Here is a 15,574-nt window from a genome sequence, read left to right as displayed (position 1 = left end):
TTAATAGTTGGGAGTCGTCCTGTCTTCGTAGCGTGTTTTGTGTACCGAGTTGTCGGCTTCCTCCCCGAGGTCAAGCCCCGGGGCATCCGCCTTGACGTTTCTGTGAACCTAGGTGACTTCGTGTTCGACTATCGCTGTTCTCCGCTGTGTGGGAGTACTCAGCCGTCGGCCTCGAAGAGGTCGCCAGTATTCAGCCACGGACTGCCGTAGCACTCGCAATCGGGATCATAGGCGCACTCACCACCGAGTTGCGCGTCTCCGTCTCTCGCCGCTTGAGCAACTAGCATAGACCGTCAGGTTTTTTCAGACTCTGTCCCAGCCATCTTCAGCGACTCATCGAACAAGTCCCGGACGCCGGGCATCCCATCGGCAATCCACACTAGGACCGAGAGGGCAGTAAGCCCGATCCCAAACATAACCATCGGTGTGAGTCCCAGCGCGAGGAAAAATTCGATGAAGCTTCTGGACTCGCCGGTGGGAACGTTCGTGAGTGGCCAGAGAACATAGCCAAGCGCTGTGAAATCGCCTTCGAGAAGTGGTCCAATTCCATCACCTAACAGGTGCGTCACATAGCCAAAGCCAAACGCATTGGTCAGCGAACGCTGATCGGGATACCGGAAGACCAGCCAGAGAAGCGCATACACAAATCCAAGGGTAAACAGCGAATGCGTGAGACTCCGGCCATACGGCAGAAGCGGGATCGTCCACGTGAGCGGTTTATCGACCAGATCGGGGAATTGTGTTCCGAATCCAAGCGCGTAGACTGTCAAGCCAACTGGTGGCCGATCATATCGCTGACGAGAATACAGCGAAAACAGGAGATATCCCAGTGCAGCGTGTCCCCAAGGAAGCATCTATGAATTTGTTACTATGGCATCATAAATGGGCTTCGTTTGTGCTGTGAGGGGCAACTGAACACACGACAGGTTAGTGACTTCTTCCATGACTAAAGTCGTGGGCTTCCCTCACGAAGGTGAGGCCCACATCATCTGGGGAGTTCGCAGGTTCCATCTCACCACTGGTTCCCTTGAGTAAGACCCGTGCTTTACAGTAGTTGCCGACTCAGATTCTGCTCCGCGCTGAGCAAGCCGTTGAGATCGGAGATCTCGCCGTCGTGTCGAATTGCGCTATAGCAGATTCTCTGAGAGAGCGAGGGAGCGATGCCTCTCCACAACAGGGCGCACTCACCGGTCATCCCGGTCGGACTCGAATGCGTATTCAGCCGTAGTCTGTCGAGAGAACGAATCTGCGGAAGATTCGTGTTGAGATCGGCGGTGTTTTTGGAACTGTGTCAGCTGAAGCCAACACGTTGGCTAGCACCCAGAGATTGTACAGCGAAACCGCGAACAGAAAGTAGAACAATCGCACCGAGAACGTCGGCGACGACGTTCTCGGGAGAAAGTCACCGATCTGCCGATACGAGGTTTCGATGCCCCAGCGGCGGCGGAACGCCGCCGCGTACGCCTTCGCTGTCGCCGGATCTACATCTAAGCTTGTTACGAACCAGACGTGTTCGTCTTCGATTGTGCGGTGCGGAACTGCGAAGACTGTGACGTCTACCGACGCAGTTGGTTTTCGTTTTCGTTCCATCGTGTACTCGTCGGTGACCGTCTCAGCGCCGGCGCTGAGACGGCCTTTCATTCCGCTACTCGGTCGCGCACGCACGATGTAGTCAACACCCACCTGCTCTAACTCCGCAACGACGTGGACTTGGTAGAATCCACGATCGAGGTAGACGTGTCGAATTGAGACGAACTCACGCGCAGTTTCGAGTAAGGAGCGAACGGCTTCGCGCTTGGCGCGAAAACCGTTCGCGTCCATCGGCAGGACATCAAGCGTGAATCGAGTGCGAGGTGCAACAATACACAGCGTTGCGAAGCAAAACGCTCTGTTCGTTCCTAAATCAGGATACGTCGTGATCACGTGGTCAGTGTCGGCTGATCCGTAGAAGCGCCACTCGTGGAGATCGATGGCAACATCGACGAAATCGGGAAGTCGCCGCTGTGATCGGAGGACTTCGAATAATCGATTCCGGACGCCATCGAACTGATCGTCGATAGCGTCCGTCGAAAGATTTCGCAGGTGGTACAACAGCGATTTAGCGAGAGGGTTCCGAGCTGTGGCTGTGAGGTCCACTTGCTCGTCACGGTCAAGTTGGAGCGTTTTGCCACCCGTGTTTGCGAACTCGTGATCGAAGGCGATACGAGAGAGGATTTCCTCGAAATCCTCTCTCGTGTACTCACCGCACGATTTGACGCCAAACTCCAGCTCCGGGAATAGCAACGTCGAAGCAGCACGACAGACTTGTTTCACCTCTGCTGTTTGGACCATCTTTCGACCAACGCGGCCCAGCGTGAAGAATCTCAGTTAGGTTCGGCAACTACTGTGAAGGGCGAGGTTTTAGCCTCGGAATTTCCATAAACCGTTTGAGCTCTAGGGTGAACGTCTCACGACGATCATATCCTACCGATACCGCAAGCAACATCTTGCCGCTATTGAACAGTACCTAGAGGCTGGCGAACGGTCGGTGACTGGTGTACGTGGAATTCTCCAGACTCCACAAGGATGGGACAGAAGTCCCGCTCTCAGTCTCGTAAAGAGAAACTAACCGTGCTCGAAGAGGGATGCGCGGTATCTTTTAACACGTAGTAGTTCGTGGAGACAAGCAAATGGCCAATGCATCACCCTCCAATCCGGATACAAACGCCGAAGACACGCCTGATCCGTCCGGTGTTCGCGACCGAATGCTCAGCATTTACCGGGCATACATCGGTGAACCAAACCAAGAGCGTGATATCTATCTTGGATTCGGATTGTTTTTTGCTGGTGTCACACTCGGCATTGTCGGGCTCGCACTGTTCGTCCACAGTAGTTCCCAACCCACCGGCTCAGATCTATTCTGGCAGTCACGAACAATGGCGTTCGTTGCTGGTACGCTTGGACTGCCAGCAGCGATCCTGAGCATCGTAGTGTTACTCCCAGTTGGTCGGCAAACGCTCTTTACAGGTATCGTTGGAGCAGGATTCTGCGTTTTCGCAGCAGGGATTCTGATCAATGCATATCCGTCTCACTGGTCAACGGAAGCCACGATTGACGGGAGTGTTCGTATGATCTCCGTCTATGCGTTTGGCTTGACCTTGTTATCTATCTCAACAGGAACAGCCCTCGTTGCACAATATATTGAACGTGCAGCACCACAAACAGCGGCGGCAGGGGGGAAGACAAAGGAACGGGTACCGTAACAGATACCGACTCCGACGTTACTGACGAGCAGGTTGAAGCCGACATCTCTACAGCGCTCAACGATACTGAACTGTCGTGGGGTGGGGTTGAGAAACAACCGAATACGAAACGTCTGAAACTCAATACGTCGACGGGGCCCGCAACTGAAATTGAGCGTGCAGACCCACGCGACGTCGAAGCAACGACAACACGGTCGAAAGGTGATGCGGTCGATGATGCAGTTGACGGGTTACGACGCCTCCAGGGCGGCGAAACGAACACCCAACGAGGAACGAGTACAGAGGATCAAGTGGCTGCACTCACTGAGTTTCGAGAGAAACAGGAGGCAGAAACTGTCGAAACGGGTGTGGATGACTCTGACAGTATAACCAGTCGTATTCGGAACTTGTTCTTTTGATCGACCTGAGATTCCTAATCTTCAGCTTCAGACACGCTGGCCTCTAATTCTCTCTGGAGATCCAATAAAATTGCAGTGACAGGTAGTGTTCAGATAAGCTGATTCCATACGAAGGTGAAAGAGCTGAGCTAGTCGTCAGCTGTTTCTGGATCGACGTGGCGAAAACAGTTTGAGAACGAATCAGTTCGTCTTATTATCTCACGAAAGATACGTTCGACGCTGTTGCGATTTCCGTGGCGTTCATATCTGAAATCGAGGCCGTGTCGACGGCAGGCTTCTTGCAGTGGAGTCGTACCATCGACGAGAAACACCGCATCATCGACGTTGTGTTTCTCGCGAAGATCACGGAAGAAGATTTCTGCAAGAGCGTTCGTTCTCGTCAGTTCAAGCGTTGTATGGAGTAATTCGTTCAAGTCAGGATCGACAGCAGCGTACAGCCAGTACTGTTCGTCATCGATCTGGATCACGGTTTCGTCAACCGCAACGTGATCCGGTGAGCGACCAGATTCAGGCTGTAGATCAGCTTTGGGAACCCAGTTGTGAACCGTCGAGCGAGCACGTTGGACACCAAATACCTCAAGAAATGAAACAGTATTTGAAAGCGATAATCCAGCGAGGTGCAGCTGAATACTGAGCTTCATCAGCAGTCGTGGTGTCGCTCTCGTTCAACAAACTCTACCTCAATCTGGTCGAGACTACCGCCGAGGCGTGCGTTTTCGGGCATAGACACTCAGAAAACGCTACGCCTCATCCTTCAATCCTTATCTGAACACCGCCCCGCCCCCAATGACCGATATTATAAGTAGTTATAGACTCTAACGCTCACGGCTGAGTCTTCGAACTACTCTATTGCTTTCCGATTAAAATAATAAGTGTACTACTGTTATTTTGATTTGGTTTCGGTCACAGAGAATAGTCTCATATCAATATTCTGACTCCACGGCTATCAATAACTGAAGATCTTATTCTAGCAGTGGCAAGTTTTCACTCATCCAGCAGCCAGTCAGCGTGTGATTAGTTGCAACTATTACCATAGTTTACTAATTTTCTGTTTCTCATTCCTGAATATTTTCGATGGTAGCGAAATTAAAACAGCCAATGGAATAATAACAATCCTCCTGTATTAATAACTGAAGCCTCCAACCTAGTCTCTTGGTCTCCTTCGAAGAATGTACTACGTTGGAATCTAATCCGTCAATATGGACTGAAAGAACTTCTTTTGCAGCATTATAGATCTCCTTCGTTCTCTCGTTATCCCATCTTCTCATTCCACACACTGAATAAACACGAAACGTTCATTGTTGATGAGAAAGACGGAACACTATGGATCAAAGTTCGAATGAAAGTCGGACGATAAAATCGGCACATACCTTATTCGCAGTCATCGAAAGGATCCGTGAATCTGATGGAATCACTGTCACTCAAATAGCTCGAGATCTGGATGTTTCTCCGAGTACAGCCCACGCACATCTGAAGACACTTGAAAAAGAATCTTGGGCTGTGAAGAGAGATAGTCAATATTATCTGAGCCTTCAATTCCTCGAATACGGTATTCTTGCTCGTGACCAGTGGGATATTGTCGAGTATGCGAAGCCCCATCTGCAATATATTGCCGAAGAAACAAAGGAGGCAGTATGGCTAGTTTGTGAGGAACGAGGGTATGGTGTATTCTTAGATAGCGCAATCGGTGAACACGGTGTATCAGTTGGAGGAAAAATTGGCTCCACCGTTCCGCTACATTGGATTGCTGCCGGGAAGGCTATACTTTCTCAGTATCCGGAAGAACATATTAGAGAAATCATCGACGATGTAGGGTTGCACAAAAAAGGGCCCAATTCAATCACTACTGAAAGTGAGTTAGAATCTGAACTTGAGGAGATCAGAGATCAAGGAGTGGCGTTTGCTGAAGGAGAGCTATTCGGAGGACTTCGCGCTATCGGAGTGCCAATAATGCACAACGGTAACGTTCTTGCTGGGCTTAGTATCGGTGGCCCATCCAATCGACTTCGGGGAGAGTACTTCCGCGAAAATCTCCCTGAATTATTACTTGGTGAAGTGAATGAGATCGAAATTAGATATGCCACCGAGTAGCTACTTGACTTCGCACGTTATGCTGTTGGAGCGCGTAGAACGTACGTGAACCGTTGATGCTGCCAATCACGTCGTTCCTGTCGTGTACTGAGCCAATCGATCAGTTCGAGTGGTTCTCAACGCGGCAGAAACACCACGCCAAAACCTACGTGACAGGTCTTGTTGCGGCCAGCAACAAGACCGTTCAAGCCATCTCGAATATCGTTCTCCCGGCCAAGAGCGAACGTGCGTTGAACAAGTTCCTCACGGAGTACGACTGGGACGAAGATCAGCTCAACAGAGAACGCCTCGAACTGCTCCAACAAGCCGATGATACGAGATGGACCAGTGAAGGTGTCGTCATCATCGACGACACCTTCATGCACAAACCGGGCAAGAAAATCCCTCACGCAGGGAAATACTACGACCACGGTATCCACAGCTACATCTGGGGACAGAACATCGTCTACGCTCTCTACGCTGACGAGAAAACCACCTACCCACTCGGCTTTCGCCTCTACAAGAAACACGACAAACGCCGGATTGAACTCGTTGACGAACTCATTGAGATAGGTGTCCGCTAGGACACCTATCTCTTTGATATGTTCTACAGTACCGAGGAGTTCGTCACTCATCTCGAAGGGTACGGGAAAGAGTGGGTTTCAGCGGTCAAAAGCGATACACGCGTCACCTATGGTGGTGACCGAATCCGTGTCGATGCACTCGGCCAGCGCATCGACACAGTCCCACGAACTGTCAACGGTGACATCTACCACATCTGGACACAGAAACGTGAAGTCGGTCGGCTTGGAGAGGTAAAGCTCCTGATCACTGAGAAAGAACCAAGCGACAAAGACGAGAAACCGAGCGTGAAGTACATCGTGTCGAACAAGATCGACGCGCCAGCGAGCCATCTCATTGAGATGTATGCGATGAGATGACGAGTGGAGACGTTCTTCAGGGACACCAAGCAGGACCTTGTTTTGGAGACTGCGAGTTACGGCATACCGCAGGTGCCAGTCGGCACTGGCACCTGCTGATGCTGGCCTACAGTCTCCTCAAGTTCGGTGCTGCACACAGCGCCCTTGGAACGATTCTCGGACACGCGAGTTCACTCCGAAACGACGTCAAGCGATCCTTCCGCGAAAGCGTTCAGAATCTTCTCTTCCTAGGCACTCACCAGCCCCGACCGCAGCATTGACGAGCTAATGCAACAAATCGATGGGATGTTCGTCTAACGTGCGAAGTCAAGTCGCTAAGCGGGCTGTATTTAGTTTAGCTTTCTAATTTCGGGCATCACCTCATCCGCAAATAGCTCGTGGTTTTTGATCGCTAGATCGTGAGGTAGTGACCCAAACTGGAGGAGTCCGACGAAACGGCTGAACCCGCCTACCTCCTCGTACTGTCTTTCGATCTCTCCCGTGACATATTCCGGAGTCCCAACGATAATTTCGCCTGATTCTTGTAGTTTGTCAAAGTCAAAATTCATCGCTTTTGCCCCTTTTTCTGGTGCATGATCGGCATAATCGAACGACTCTTCCTCGCGGTATCCTCCACGATCTTCTTCCATTAGTTCAGATTGAACCCCCGCTCTGTATAGTCCACCAAAGAGTGTATCATAGAAGTATTTGAGATGTTCTTCGGCTTCCTCACGGGCCTGTTCCATCGTTTCAGCAACATAGGTCATCCGTGGGAGCCAGAAGTAGTCTTCAGTGGGTTCCCAATTATACTTCTCACTGGCGACCCGTCTGTAGTGATCGAACCCTTCCGCGATTGTTTGTGTGTCGACATAGATATTTCCAGTTGGGATCTGCCTCTCTGCGGCAAATTCAATCGATTTCTGGCTCTCGGCTGGCATCCACAGGGGGGGATGGGGATCCTGATACGGGCGTGGCCAAATGTACACGTCGTCGTATTGCCAGTATTCACCTTCCCAATCGAACGGTTCGTCTGCAGTCCAAGCTTTCGTGACGAGATCCCACGCCTCAGCAAATCGGTCTCGGGACTCGGAGGGATTGATGCCGAAGGCAGCATACTCTGTAGGAATCCCCCGTACAAACCCGCTCAGCATACGTCCTTCGCTTAGGTTATCAAGCATTGCCATCTCTTCGGCAATACGGATGGGATTTCCCCGAATTGGGAGGATATTCCCCATAATCGCGATTTCTATGTCATCAGTTCTCTCAATGAGATTAGCTGCTGTAACACTCGGGTTGGGCATCAACCCATAGGCAGTATAATGGTGTTCGTTTAACCCGATCGAATCAAAGCCGAGATCCTCACAGTATGCTAACTGCTCTAAGTAGTTCTCATACACTTCGCTTCCAAGTTCGGGTTCGAACTCGGCTTCTGAATACGGCCAAGCGACGTTGTTGCCTGCTTCTGGCCACGGCATCAAGTGGAAGGATGCTACTTCCATACAAACCTGATTGCAGCAACAGATATAAATAATTTTGCATCTGAGAGATGTCTATTAATTTCAGTAATTATTAAATCACATATTATGTTGTTCACCAATGGGAATATATATAATCAATCTACTCTTCCTATCCAGTATGGAGCAGTCGAGCATTAGCTACTCACGATTACTGAAACGTATTGCTACTGAAGGTGAATGGGGAACAGAAGAGTCAGTAGCCGCAGATGACTTACGAGGTCATTTGCAGACCAGCATCAAAACTACTCAATCCTTACTTGAGGAAGCGGAACAAGAGGATTTGATTTGTATTGATGGAACTGAGATCTCCCTAGCTGACGACGGGAGAAGCAAACTCTATCAGGAATACCTCGAATACCAATCCGCACTCAATATTGGCGATGTACTTGAACTTACTGGTCGGGTGACTAGTGGCCTTGGGAAAGGAAGTGAATTTGTTACGCTGGATGGATATCAAGATCAATTCATTGATAAACTAGAATACGAGCCCTTTCCAGGCACATTCAACATACGCCTCACAGAATCCAGTGCAAAGAAGCGATCCGCTCTTTCTGAATTCTCCAATATCTCCATTGAGCGGTGGGAACGGTCAGGTAATTCATTTGGTCCCGTGTCTTGCTATTCCGCGATTGTGTATACATCCTCGGGCACTTATTACCACGAAGTCCACGTGGTTGTCCCTGACAGAACAGAGCATTCCGTTCGTGAACTTGAGCTACTGGCACCTGTTTCACTCCGTGAACATTTAGGAACGAACGATGGAGATTGGGTGATGATCTCAATCGAGCCATAATTCGATTGTGGAACTGTTCGGATGAGGTCAAAAGAGAAGGCAGTTGTAGAGTGTTGGTTCCTATACCAAAATCCAACCGCTTCACCAGATGTAGCGATTTACCAGAATTAGGTTTTGTGGAGCGAGAGGCGCACCCGTGTCGGCGATAAAGCTGGGTATCCAGCTGCATTTGGCGGGGTTATCGCTGACGGATACCGTCTCTGTCCCCCCAAGAAGGGGTGTCTATCGATGTCGCTCCGCTGTTCACAACTGATGCAGAAGGCTGACCTTACAGCCCACCGGATAACCCGGATTACGTCACGGTTGGCTGAACGGTGGTTTGAGTGAATAATCAGCACTATTGGCTATTTTCTACGGTTGACCCCTGACTCAAATCACCTGCTACACGTGCGACGCCACACGACCAGAACCCTTGCGTTGACCGAGGTGTTCCTCGTAGAACTCAATGGGGGGCATCTCGTTGACGATTCGATATTTCTGATCGAGGATGCACCCTAAATGTAGGCGGCCTGTCATCGTTATCATTTTGGTTCCAACACGTCTTCACCGGAACCGGAATGTCGTCGATCGCGTCTTCAAAAGAATTTGAACTTCGAACTAAAGCCTTCGCTAATCGCTCCAAACACGCTTGACCAAGTACTACAGAAATGTGGTACCAACCATACCATCTGCTTCAATCAGCTAATCTGAACCACTTTTGTGGCATAGATTGTTGGTGAGTTAAAGTGCTGTTTCAAGGATGATTTTTCAGCGCTTTTTCCTAGTTTTCGGAAAACTTCACGACAGAGTTGGAACGCTTTGAGATATGTTGTGTTTGTTATTGGAGACACCCCGATGAGGCGAGAGCCACCGTCGCTATAGACGAAATATTCGTGGTCGAATGCGTCGTCCTCGCCGAATGGTTCGTACGCCTGAACGACATCAGTATAGACGGTATCAACTCCTTTTTGCGGTCAGCAAGTAGGAGTCGAACCGACGATTCAGTGGTCACTTTCGCTGGCGGATTTGGCGGTCGCCACACCACGATCTGCGAGAATGAACACCGATGGCTTGTCCCCTGATACATACCTTGTCCGCACGTGGACAGGCGACACGAGCGCGACAGACCGTCGCGCTTGCGGCCTTTGAGCCCAGCTTTCACGTGAAATTCATCGATTTCGACCTAGCCTTTCAACTATGGCCGAGGCGCGTCCAGTACTCGCAGAAAGCGCTGGACGCGCCGGTAAATCGTTTTGTAAGAAATGTGGATCATCACGTGTAATTGTCAAAGATAGGTGTTGAAGCGGATATAGGTGTCGACCGCGAGCAATTACTTTCTGAGTGCCACCGTTGAGTGTTCGAAGACGGTGCCAGTCTGATCGTTGAACGTGTGGTCGCAATCCTTACACAGAGACCGCTGAAACACGCGATCGCTGCCGTGGCGAATCTGTGTTTCGGTACGGCAGGGTGGGCAATAGACGCCGTCACGCCAGCGATCCTGCAGCAACAGGCTCGCGGCTCGACACTCCGATACGAACGTCTTGATTTAGAACATCGTTCATCGGTGACGCGGCCGCGTCACCCTTGCCCGCTGTTACTTCATCGACTGCTGAAGACTAACCAACAATTCACTACCCAAAAGCGATCTGAAGAATGCCTGACTCCCTGCCTACCCTCCTTCCGAGTAAGGTCTCTGTCTAACGAGAGATTTGTAGGAAAATATATAAGGTTCTATTAAAATAGTCATAATGATGCCTGAGTATTCCGGACGCGTAGTCAGTGTTACCGATATTGGAGAAGGTACTGTCGCACTCGAGTTCAAAATAGATGAGAGACTAGAAGCATTACCCGGGCAATTCCTCCTCCTACGTGCAGAAATTAACGGCAGTGAGGAGACTGGTTACTATACAATATCCTCACCTACTGTTGATACCACCTTTGAGGTGACTGTTGGTGTTGACCCGGAGAGTACTTTGTCGCCTTGGTTAGCACAACGTAGTGTAGGCGACGAAATAGGGATCGAAGGTCCGTATGGTAATATTGCGTATGACGATGATGGGGACGTTGTTACTATCGCTGGTGGTCCTGGTATCGGACCTGCTATCGCGATAGCCGAACGAGCTACTAATTTTAATTCCAACGCAGCTTTGATTTACCAAGATGACTCACCTGCATATCAAGATCGTCTTTCTGCCCTTTCTGACTGCGGGCAAGCTATACAAATTGTACAAAATGATAAAGAGAAGCTCCACGATGCCATTTCTGAGTATGCTACCGATGGAACGGTTTATATCTTCGGATTCGACGAATTCTGCTCGCGTGCATCAGATATTGTAGAATCCTCCGACGTTAATACAGACGATCTCCACATCGAAAGTTTCGGATAATTCGTGCTATCGACGATCGTAGACAGAGCTCGAATCTTTAGTAGATCTAGCGTTTCATTTTTGAGGTCTACAGATACGCGTCCTTGACGTGATCACTCTCTAAGAGCCCCTACCCGGTGTCCTCGTGGACAACGCAACCGTTCTCTAGGAGATATAACCGCTCGGTCACCGCGAGTACACAGTTGAGGTGCTGCTCGACCAAGAGGACAGTAATAGTCGCGCTGATCTCTTCGATCTTCTTGAAGATGCGTTCGGTGATCTACGGCGCGAGCCCCTCGAAGGGTTCGTCCAACGCGAGGATCCTCAACCGAGCCATCAGCCCTTTGCCGATCGCGCGCATCTCCTGTTGGCAGCCACCCATCGACTCCAGCTGATCCGTGCATTCCACGAGGATCTGGAACAACTCGAAGATCTCTTGCATCGTCGCTTTGAGGTCGTCTCGCTTCGTGTACGTGCCCATCTCCAAGGTTTATTGCTTAGTTCCCGATCTCGAGGTCGCAAGGAAACTTCACGAGCCCACTCTGCGATTGGGGCACGATACTGAGACAGAGCATAGCGTGAGCTATGATAAAGAGGGTACCAACCTCAAACTGCAAGCAGATTGTCCCCCGGAATCTTCGAGTCTTTCAATCTCAACTCGCCAGAGGACACATCGCGTGGTGAGGGTGTCTTCATTGTTCTTTCTCTCTGATCCCCTTGGAGAAATTTGCCAACGAGTAGAAAATTCTGCGGCCTCTGCATTGTTCGCCCCGAGGCGTGCTGATTGGCTTGATGGGAAGATGTTTCTTGCTAGGGATTCATATTGAAATACGGTTGACCTGAGATAATGAAGGAGCCCCTATTCTAGGAATAATGGTTACTATATGATATACCATTTATGGAAATGTTTAAATACTATTTGTGTGATTTAATAACGTATGCCTCTAGAGTATACTAGCCACACAATCAACGTGGGTGGGTTCAGGACGCACTACTTGGAAGCAGGGGAAGAAAATGACAAGACTATCGTACTAATACACTCCGGGGAGTACGGTGCCTGCGCAGAGATGAGTTGGCAACGCACCATCCCATCACTGGCCGAGAACTACCATATTATTGCCCCAGATCTGCTAGGATATGGTGAATCAGACAAGGTATTTGACTTTGAGGATATGTTTGACCGCCGGGTAGAGCATATTAGTTCATTTTTGGATGTGATGAACGTAGATGAAGCTAACTTTGTTGGGAATTCAATGGGGGCAGGATATCTCGCGAGCATCGCATGTGAGGACTCGCTTGACTGGCCGATCAATAAGATGGTACTCATTAGTGGTGGGGGTACGACGCCTGAGGGCTTTGTTGATATCATCCGCGAGTTCGACGGGACAAGGGAAGGGATGGAGGCAATCTTAAACGAATTGTTCTATAACCCGAATCAACTCAGCGAGGAATATGTGCAGACAAAAGTTGAGAAGAGTCGCCTACCCGGCCACTGGCATTCGTTGAGTGCGATTCGGTTCGAGGCTCCTTTCGACCAAAACCGTGAATTCCGCCGTCAACACAATTACGAGAACGTAGACATCCCCACGCACATAATTGGTGGTCAGGAAGACAACCTCCACCCTAAGGAAGAACTTGAAGAGGTGGCAGAAGAAATAGGTGCAACGACGACCTTCTTTGACAAATGCAAACATTCAGCCCATATTGAACATCACGATCGAGTGAACGAGACAATAGTAGACTTCTTTAATTAACCAGTCGACACCCACTCAACGTCGCCGGGGTAGACCTCGAGATCAGAAGTGGCGAGATCGTCGCACTCATCGGACCAAACGGTACTGGGAAGACCACGCTGTTCAACACCGTCACAAGCGTCCTCGACCCCGAGAAGGACACCAATATTACGTTCAACGACGAGGACATCGTCGCGCTCGGTACCCACGAGCCGCTCGCTCGGGACTGCTTCGCATCTTCCAGATCGTCCGCGTCTTTGGTGAGACGACCGTCTTCGAGAACATACTTGCTGGCGCACTGTTTGGGAGCGACGAGACGATCTGACAAGAGGAAGCAGAAGAACGCCTGCGAGGCGCTCGCGTTCGTCGGTCTTAATGGAAAAGCGGAGATGAAGACTGGAAACCTCCCGATCGCACAGCAAAAACAACTCGAACTCGCCCACACCGTGGCGTCGGATCTAGACCTCGTCCTGTTCGACAAGATCGCGAGCGGCCTCACGCCCGGAGAGATAAACGAACTCTCGGAGACAATCCGTCGGCTCCGCGACGAGCGCGGCATCTCGGTCTTTTGGACCGAACACATCATAAACGCGATTATGGGAACCGCAGACCGCATCATCGTTCTGAAGAACGGCCGGAAGATCGCCGAGGCTTACCTCGGGGAGGGTCAGTCGTAATCGAACTCGACGGCGTCGACGTCGTCTACGGGAATATGCAGGTCACCGAAGACGACGGTGTCGTCTCGATCGTCGGACCCAACGGTGCGGAGCAGTCGACGCTGCTGCGGGTGATGTCGGGGTTGCACCGGTTGAGCGCGGCATCGTCCGGGTCTGGGATGAGGACGCGTTGACTCTCTCCACCGTCCGATATCGTGTGCCACGGCTTCGTCCACCTGACCGAGGAGCGGATCTTCTTCGGCGGTATGAGGGCCCGCGAGAAAGCCGAACTGTAGCGCCCAAGACTCGGCTTCTTACGCAGGTAGAAACATAATTACAAGCATTTGCAGCCCCCTTCAATCAGCTAATCTGAACAATGTGTTCCATTTTGGGAAACCTCTAAATACTAAAAGGTACAACATCACAGTGAGCAGTTAGGAGTTAAACTGCAACGGAGAGCCTCATAATGTGGAGTGAAAGCAACTTTGTTAAGGCTACAAACCGTCCGGAACGAAAGCTTAGGTCAGGGGTTGATAATGCAGCCAAATCTTTCAAGAGAGGTGAACCAATCCTTATTCATGACGCGAATGATAGAGAAAACGAAGTCGATATAGTGTTTCCGGCGAAAGCAGTTACGCCAGATGATGTTGCTCAAATGCGCAATGATGCTGGAGGGTTAATTTGCGTTGCTGTATCAAACGAGGTAGCAGAAGCGTTTAATCTGCCGTTCCTTCACGAGGTGATCGAACACAAGGCCGGAGAAACGAAGCAATTAGCGTATGACGATCGTTCTTCGTTCTCTTGGACGGTAAACCATCGAGACACGTTTACTGGGATTGTGGATAACGACCGTGCTCTGACGATATCCAAACTCGGTGATGCAGCTGCCTCTCCTTCAGATATCGATTTCGGAACTGAATTTGATATGCCGGGACATATACACCTCCTCAAGGCGGCGTCTGGACTCTTAGAGGAGAGACAAGGGCATACAGAATTAGGAATTGCTCTGGCCGAATATGCCGGGGTGTCTCCAGCAGTAGTCGTCTGTGAAATGCTGGATGACCAGACAGGGGGGGCACTGTCACGTACAAATGCCGAATCCTATGCAACAGAACATAATCTCGTATTCGTAGATGCCTCAACTATCGTTAATAAATTAAGAATGGTTTAAGTTGATGTGTTGAATTTCGATTTGATTGACTGATATCACGGTTTCGTCAAGCGCAACGTGATTCGGGCTTCGACCCGCTGCGGGCTGTAAAGCACCCTTTTGCACCCAATCGTGGATTGCTTTTTCGAGATCGCTCGACACCCATCTCTTCGGGAATCAGGACGGTATTCGACAGCGAAAGACCCACCAACTACAGTTGCATACCGGGCTTTATCGCACGCTTGGGTGTCCGCTGTCGCTCCACCACATCCAACCCAATCCAGTCCGTGCATCCGCTGAGTCAGTTGAATTTTGCCATAGACCCCGCAGAAAATCATATCGCCCCTTTCTTCATCCGTTACTAAACACGACCGGCGTGAGGGTCATTACCGCCGCTCCGTTGCGGGGCACCATAACTATGTATTATTTGACAACTATTTTCGGTGAATTCGGCGGCCTCAGGTCCCGGGTTGGATCAAAACAATTAATGCCACTGTTGGACTGGTAAATCCTAACACGTATTATGAATCTCGGAGATGCACTCGATCGCACGGTCCGCTGTTATCCCGACAAGACGGCGCTCGTAACCGACGACGGGCGCTCGTTCACCTACGCGGAGCTGGACGAGCGGAGCACGCGGCTGGCGAACGCCCTCACAGAACGGGTCGGGACCGAACGCTGTGCCGTCCTCGCGATCAATCACGTGGCGGCTATCGAATCGATGTGGGCGGGGAACGAACGGGGGCTCGC

General features: G+C 50.5%; 12 protein-coding genes and 6 pseudogenes. 10 read left to right on the top strand and 8 right to left on the bottom strand.

Annotated elements, in window-relative coordinates; all coding sequences use genetic code 11:
• Positions 1 to 293: 293 nt before the first annotated feature.
• Both ACT3HL_RS17360 and ACT3HL_RS17355 read right to left on the bottom strand, forming a co-directional pair.
• Entirely contained in the window at positions 294 to 854 is a 561-nt protein-coding gene (locus tag ACT3HL_RS17360) for a metal-dependent hydrolase (RefSeq protein ID WP_445088011.1), read from the bottom strand.
• Between the two features lie 364 nt (positions 855 to 1,218).
• Positions 1,219 to 2,331 carry a transposase gene (locus tag ACT3HL_RS17355; RefSeq protein WP_445088010.1) on the bottom strand — a complete coding sequence of 371 codons (1,113 nt, stop codon included), beginning with the start codon at positions 2,329 to 2,331 and terminating at the stop codon, positions 1,219 to 1,221.
• Positions 2,332 to 2,669: 338 nt separating this feature from the next.
• Here ACT3HL_RS17355 and ACT3HL_RS17350 point away from each other — a divergent pair, with 338 nt between their 5' ends.
• Complete coding sequence (locus ACT3HL_RS17350) at positions 2,670 to 3,242, top strand: DUF7139 domain-containing protein (protein ID WP_445088009.1); 573 nt, start codon at positions 2,670 to 2,672, stop codon at positions 3,240 to 3,242.
• 526 nt (positions 3,243 to 3,768) lie between these two features.
• Here ACT3HL_RS17350 and ACT3HL_RS17345 read toward each other — a convergent pair.
• Positions 3,769 to 4,364, bottom strand: a pseudogene (locus ACT3HL_RS17345) (IS6 family transposase).
• Between the two features lie 599 nt (positions 4,365 to 4,963).
• Here ACT3HL_RS17345 and ACT3HL_RS17340 point away from each other — a divergent pair.
• The gene (locus tag ACT3HL_RS17340) at positions 4,964 to 5,731 is read left to right on the top strand and encodes an IclR family transcriptional regulator domain-containing protein (protein WP_445088008.1); all 768 of its coding nucleotides are present in this window, start codon (positions 4,964 to 4,966) and stop codon (positions 5,729 to 5,731) included.
• Positions 5,732 to 5,787: 56 nt separating this feature from the next.
• A pseudogene (locus ACT3HL_RS17335) lies at positions 5,788 to 6,948 on the top strand (IS701 family transposase).
• A gap of 32 nt (positions 6,949 to 6,980) precedes the next feature.
• Here the strand turns inward: ACT3HL_RS17335 and ACT3HL_RS17330 are convergent.
• Positions 6,981 to 8,129, bottom strand: coding sequence for an LLM class flavin-dependent oxidoreductase (locus ACT3HL_RS17330; RefSeq protein ID WP_445088007.1), 1,149 nt, complete (start codon positions 8,127 to 8,129; stop codon positions 6,981 to 6,983).
• A gap of 136 nt (positions 8,130 to 8,265) precedes the next feature.
• On the opposite strand from ACT3HL_RS17330, the gene ACT3HL_RS17325 reads away from it, so the two are divergent.
• Together ACT3HL_RS17325 and ACT3HL_RS17320 are read left to right on the top strand one after the other, a co-directional pair.
• Entirely contained in the window at positions 8,266 to 8,940 is a 675-nt protein-coding gene (locus tag ACT3HL_RS17325) for a DUF120 domain-containing protein (RefSeq protein WP_445088006.1), read from the top strand.
• A 62-nt stretch (positions 8,941 to 9,002) separates the two neighbouring features.
• Positions 9,003 to 9,572: pseudogene (locus ACT3HL_RS17320) on the top strand (IS6 family transposase).
• Between the two features lie 88 nt (positions 9,573 to 9,660).
• Here ACT3HL_RS17320 and ACT3HL_RS17315 read toward each other — a convergent pair.
• Positions 9,661 to 10,465: pseudogene (locus tag ACT3HL_RS17315) on the bottom strand (IS1595 family transposase).
• Between the two features lie 205 nt (positions 10,466 to 10,670).
• On the opposite strand from ACT3HL_RS17315, the gene ACT3HL_RS17310 reads away from it, so the two are divergent.
• Complete coding sequence (locus tag ACT3HL_RS17310; RefSeq protein WP_445088005.1) at positions 10,671 to 11,306, top strand: FAD-binding oxidoreductase; 636 nt, start codon at positions 10,671 to 10,673, stop codon at positions 11,304 to 11,306.
• Positions 11,307 to 11,565: 259 nt separating this feature from the next.
• Here ACT3HL_RS17310 and ACT3HL_RS17305 read toward each other — a convergent pair whose 3' ends face one another.
• Positions 11,566 to 11,766, bottom strand: a complete 201-nt coding sequence (locus ACT3HL_RS17305; RefSeq protein ID WP_445088004.1) for a hypothetical protein — start codon at positions 11,764 to 11,766, stop codon at positions 11,566 to 11,568.
• Between the two features lie 457 nt (positions 11,767 to 12,223).
• Here ACT3HL_RS17305 and ACT3HL_RS17300 point away from each other — a divergent pair, with 457 nt between their 5' ends.
• Positions 12,224 to 13,039, top strand: coding sequence for an alpha/beta fold hydrolase (locus ACT3HL_RS17300; RefSeq protein ID WP_445088003.1), 816 nt, complete (start codon positions 12,224 to 12,226; stop codon positions 13,037 to 13,039).
• A 38-nt stretch (positions 13,040 to 13,077) separates the two neighbouring features.
• A pseudogene (locus tag ACT3HL_RS17295) lies at positions 13,078 to 13,695 on the top strand (ATP-binding cassette domain-containing protein); the annotation flags it as partial.
• Here the strand turns inward: ACT3HL_RS17295 and ACT3HL_RS17290 are convergent.
• Complete coding sequence (locus ACT3HL_RS17290; RefSeq protein ID WP_445088002.1) at positions 13,686 to 13,823, bottom strand: hypothetical protein; 138 nt, start codon at positions 13,821 to 13,823, stop codon at positions 13,686 to 13,688. The pseudogene ACT3HL_RS17295 and the gene ACT3HL_RS17290 sit on opposite strands and share 10 nt — an antisense overlap.
• Before the next feature lie 317 nt (positions 13,824 to 14,140).
• Here ACT3HL_RS17290 and ribB point away from each other — a divergent pair, with 317 nt between their 5' ends.
• Positions 14,141 to 14,845 (top strand): 3,4-dihydroxy-2-butanone-4-phosphate synthase, encoded by a 705-nt coding sequence (gene ribB, locus ACT3HL_RS17285; protein WP_445088001.1) that lies wholly within the window; start codon positions 14,141 to 14,143, stop codon positions 14,843 to 14,845.
• A gap of 24 nt (positions 14,846 to 14,869) precedes the next feature.
• Here the strand turns inward: ribB and ACT3HL_RS17280 are convergent.
• Positions 14,870 to 15,104, bottom strand: a pseudogene (locus tag ACT3HL_RS17280) (IS6 family transposase); the annotation flags it as partial.
• Positions 15,105 to 15,347: 243 nt separating this feature from the next.
• Between ACT3HL_RS17280 and ACT3HL_RS17275 the strand changes: the two are divergent.
• A partial coding sequence (locus ACT3HL_RS17275) for an AMP-binding protein (protein WP_445088000.1) occupies positions 15,348 to 15,574 on the top strand: 227 nt, incomplete at its 3' end.

It is taken from the genome of Halobellus sp. GM3 (assembly GCF_052545375.1).
The sequence above is the reverse complement of the archived record's forward strand: the minus strand, read 5'-3'. Positions and strand labels throughout refer to the sequence as shown.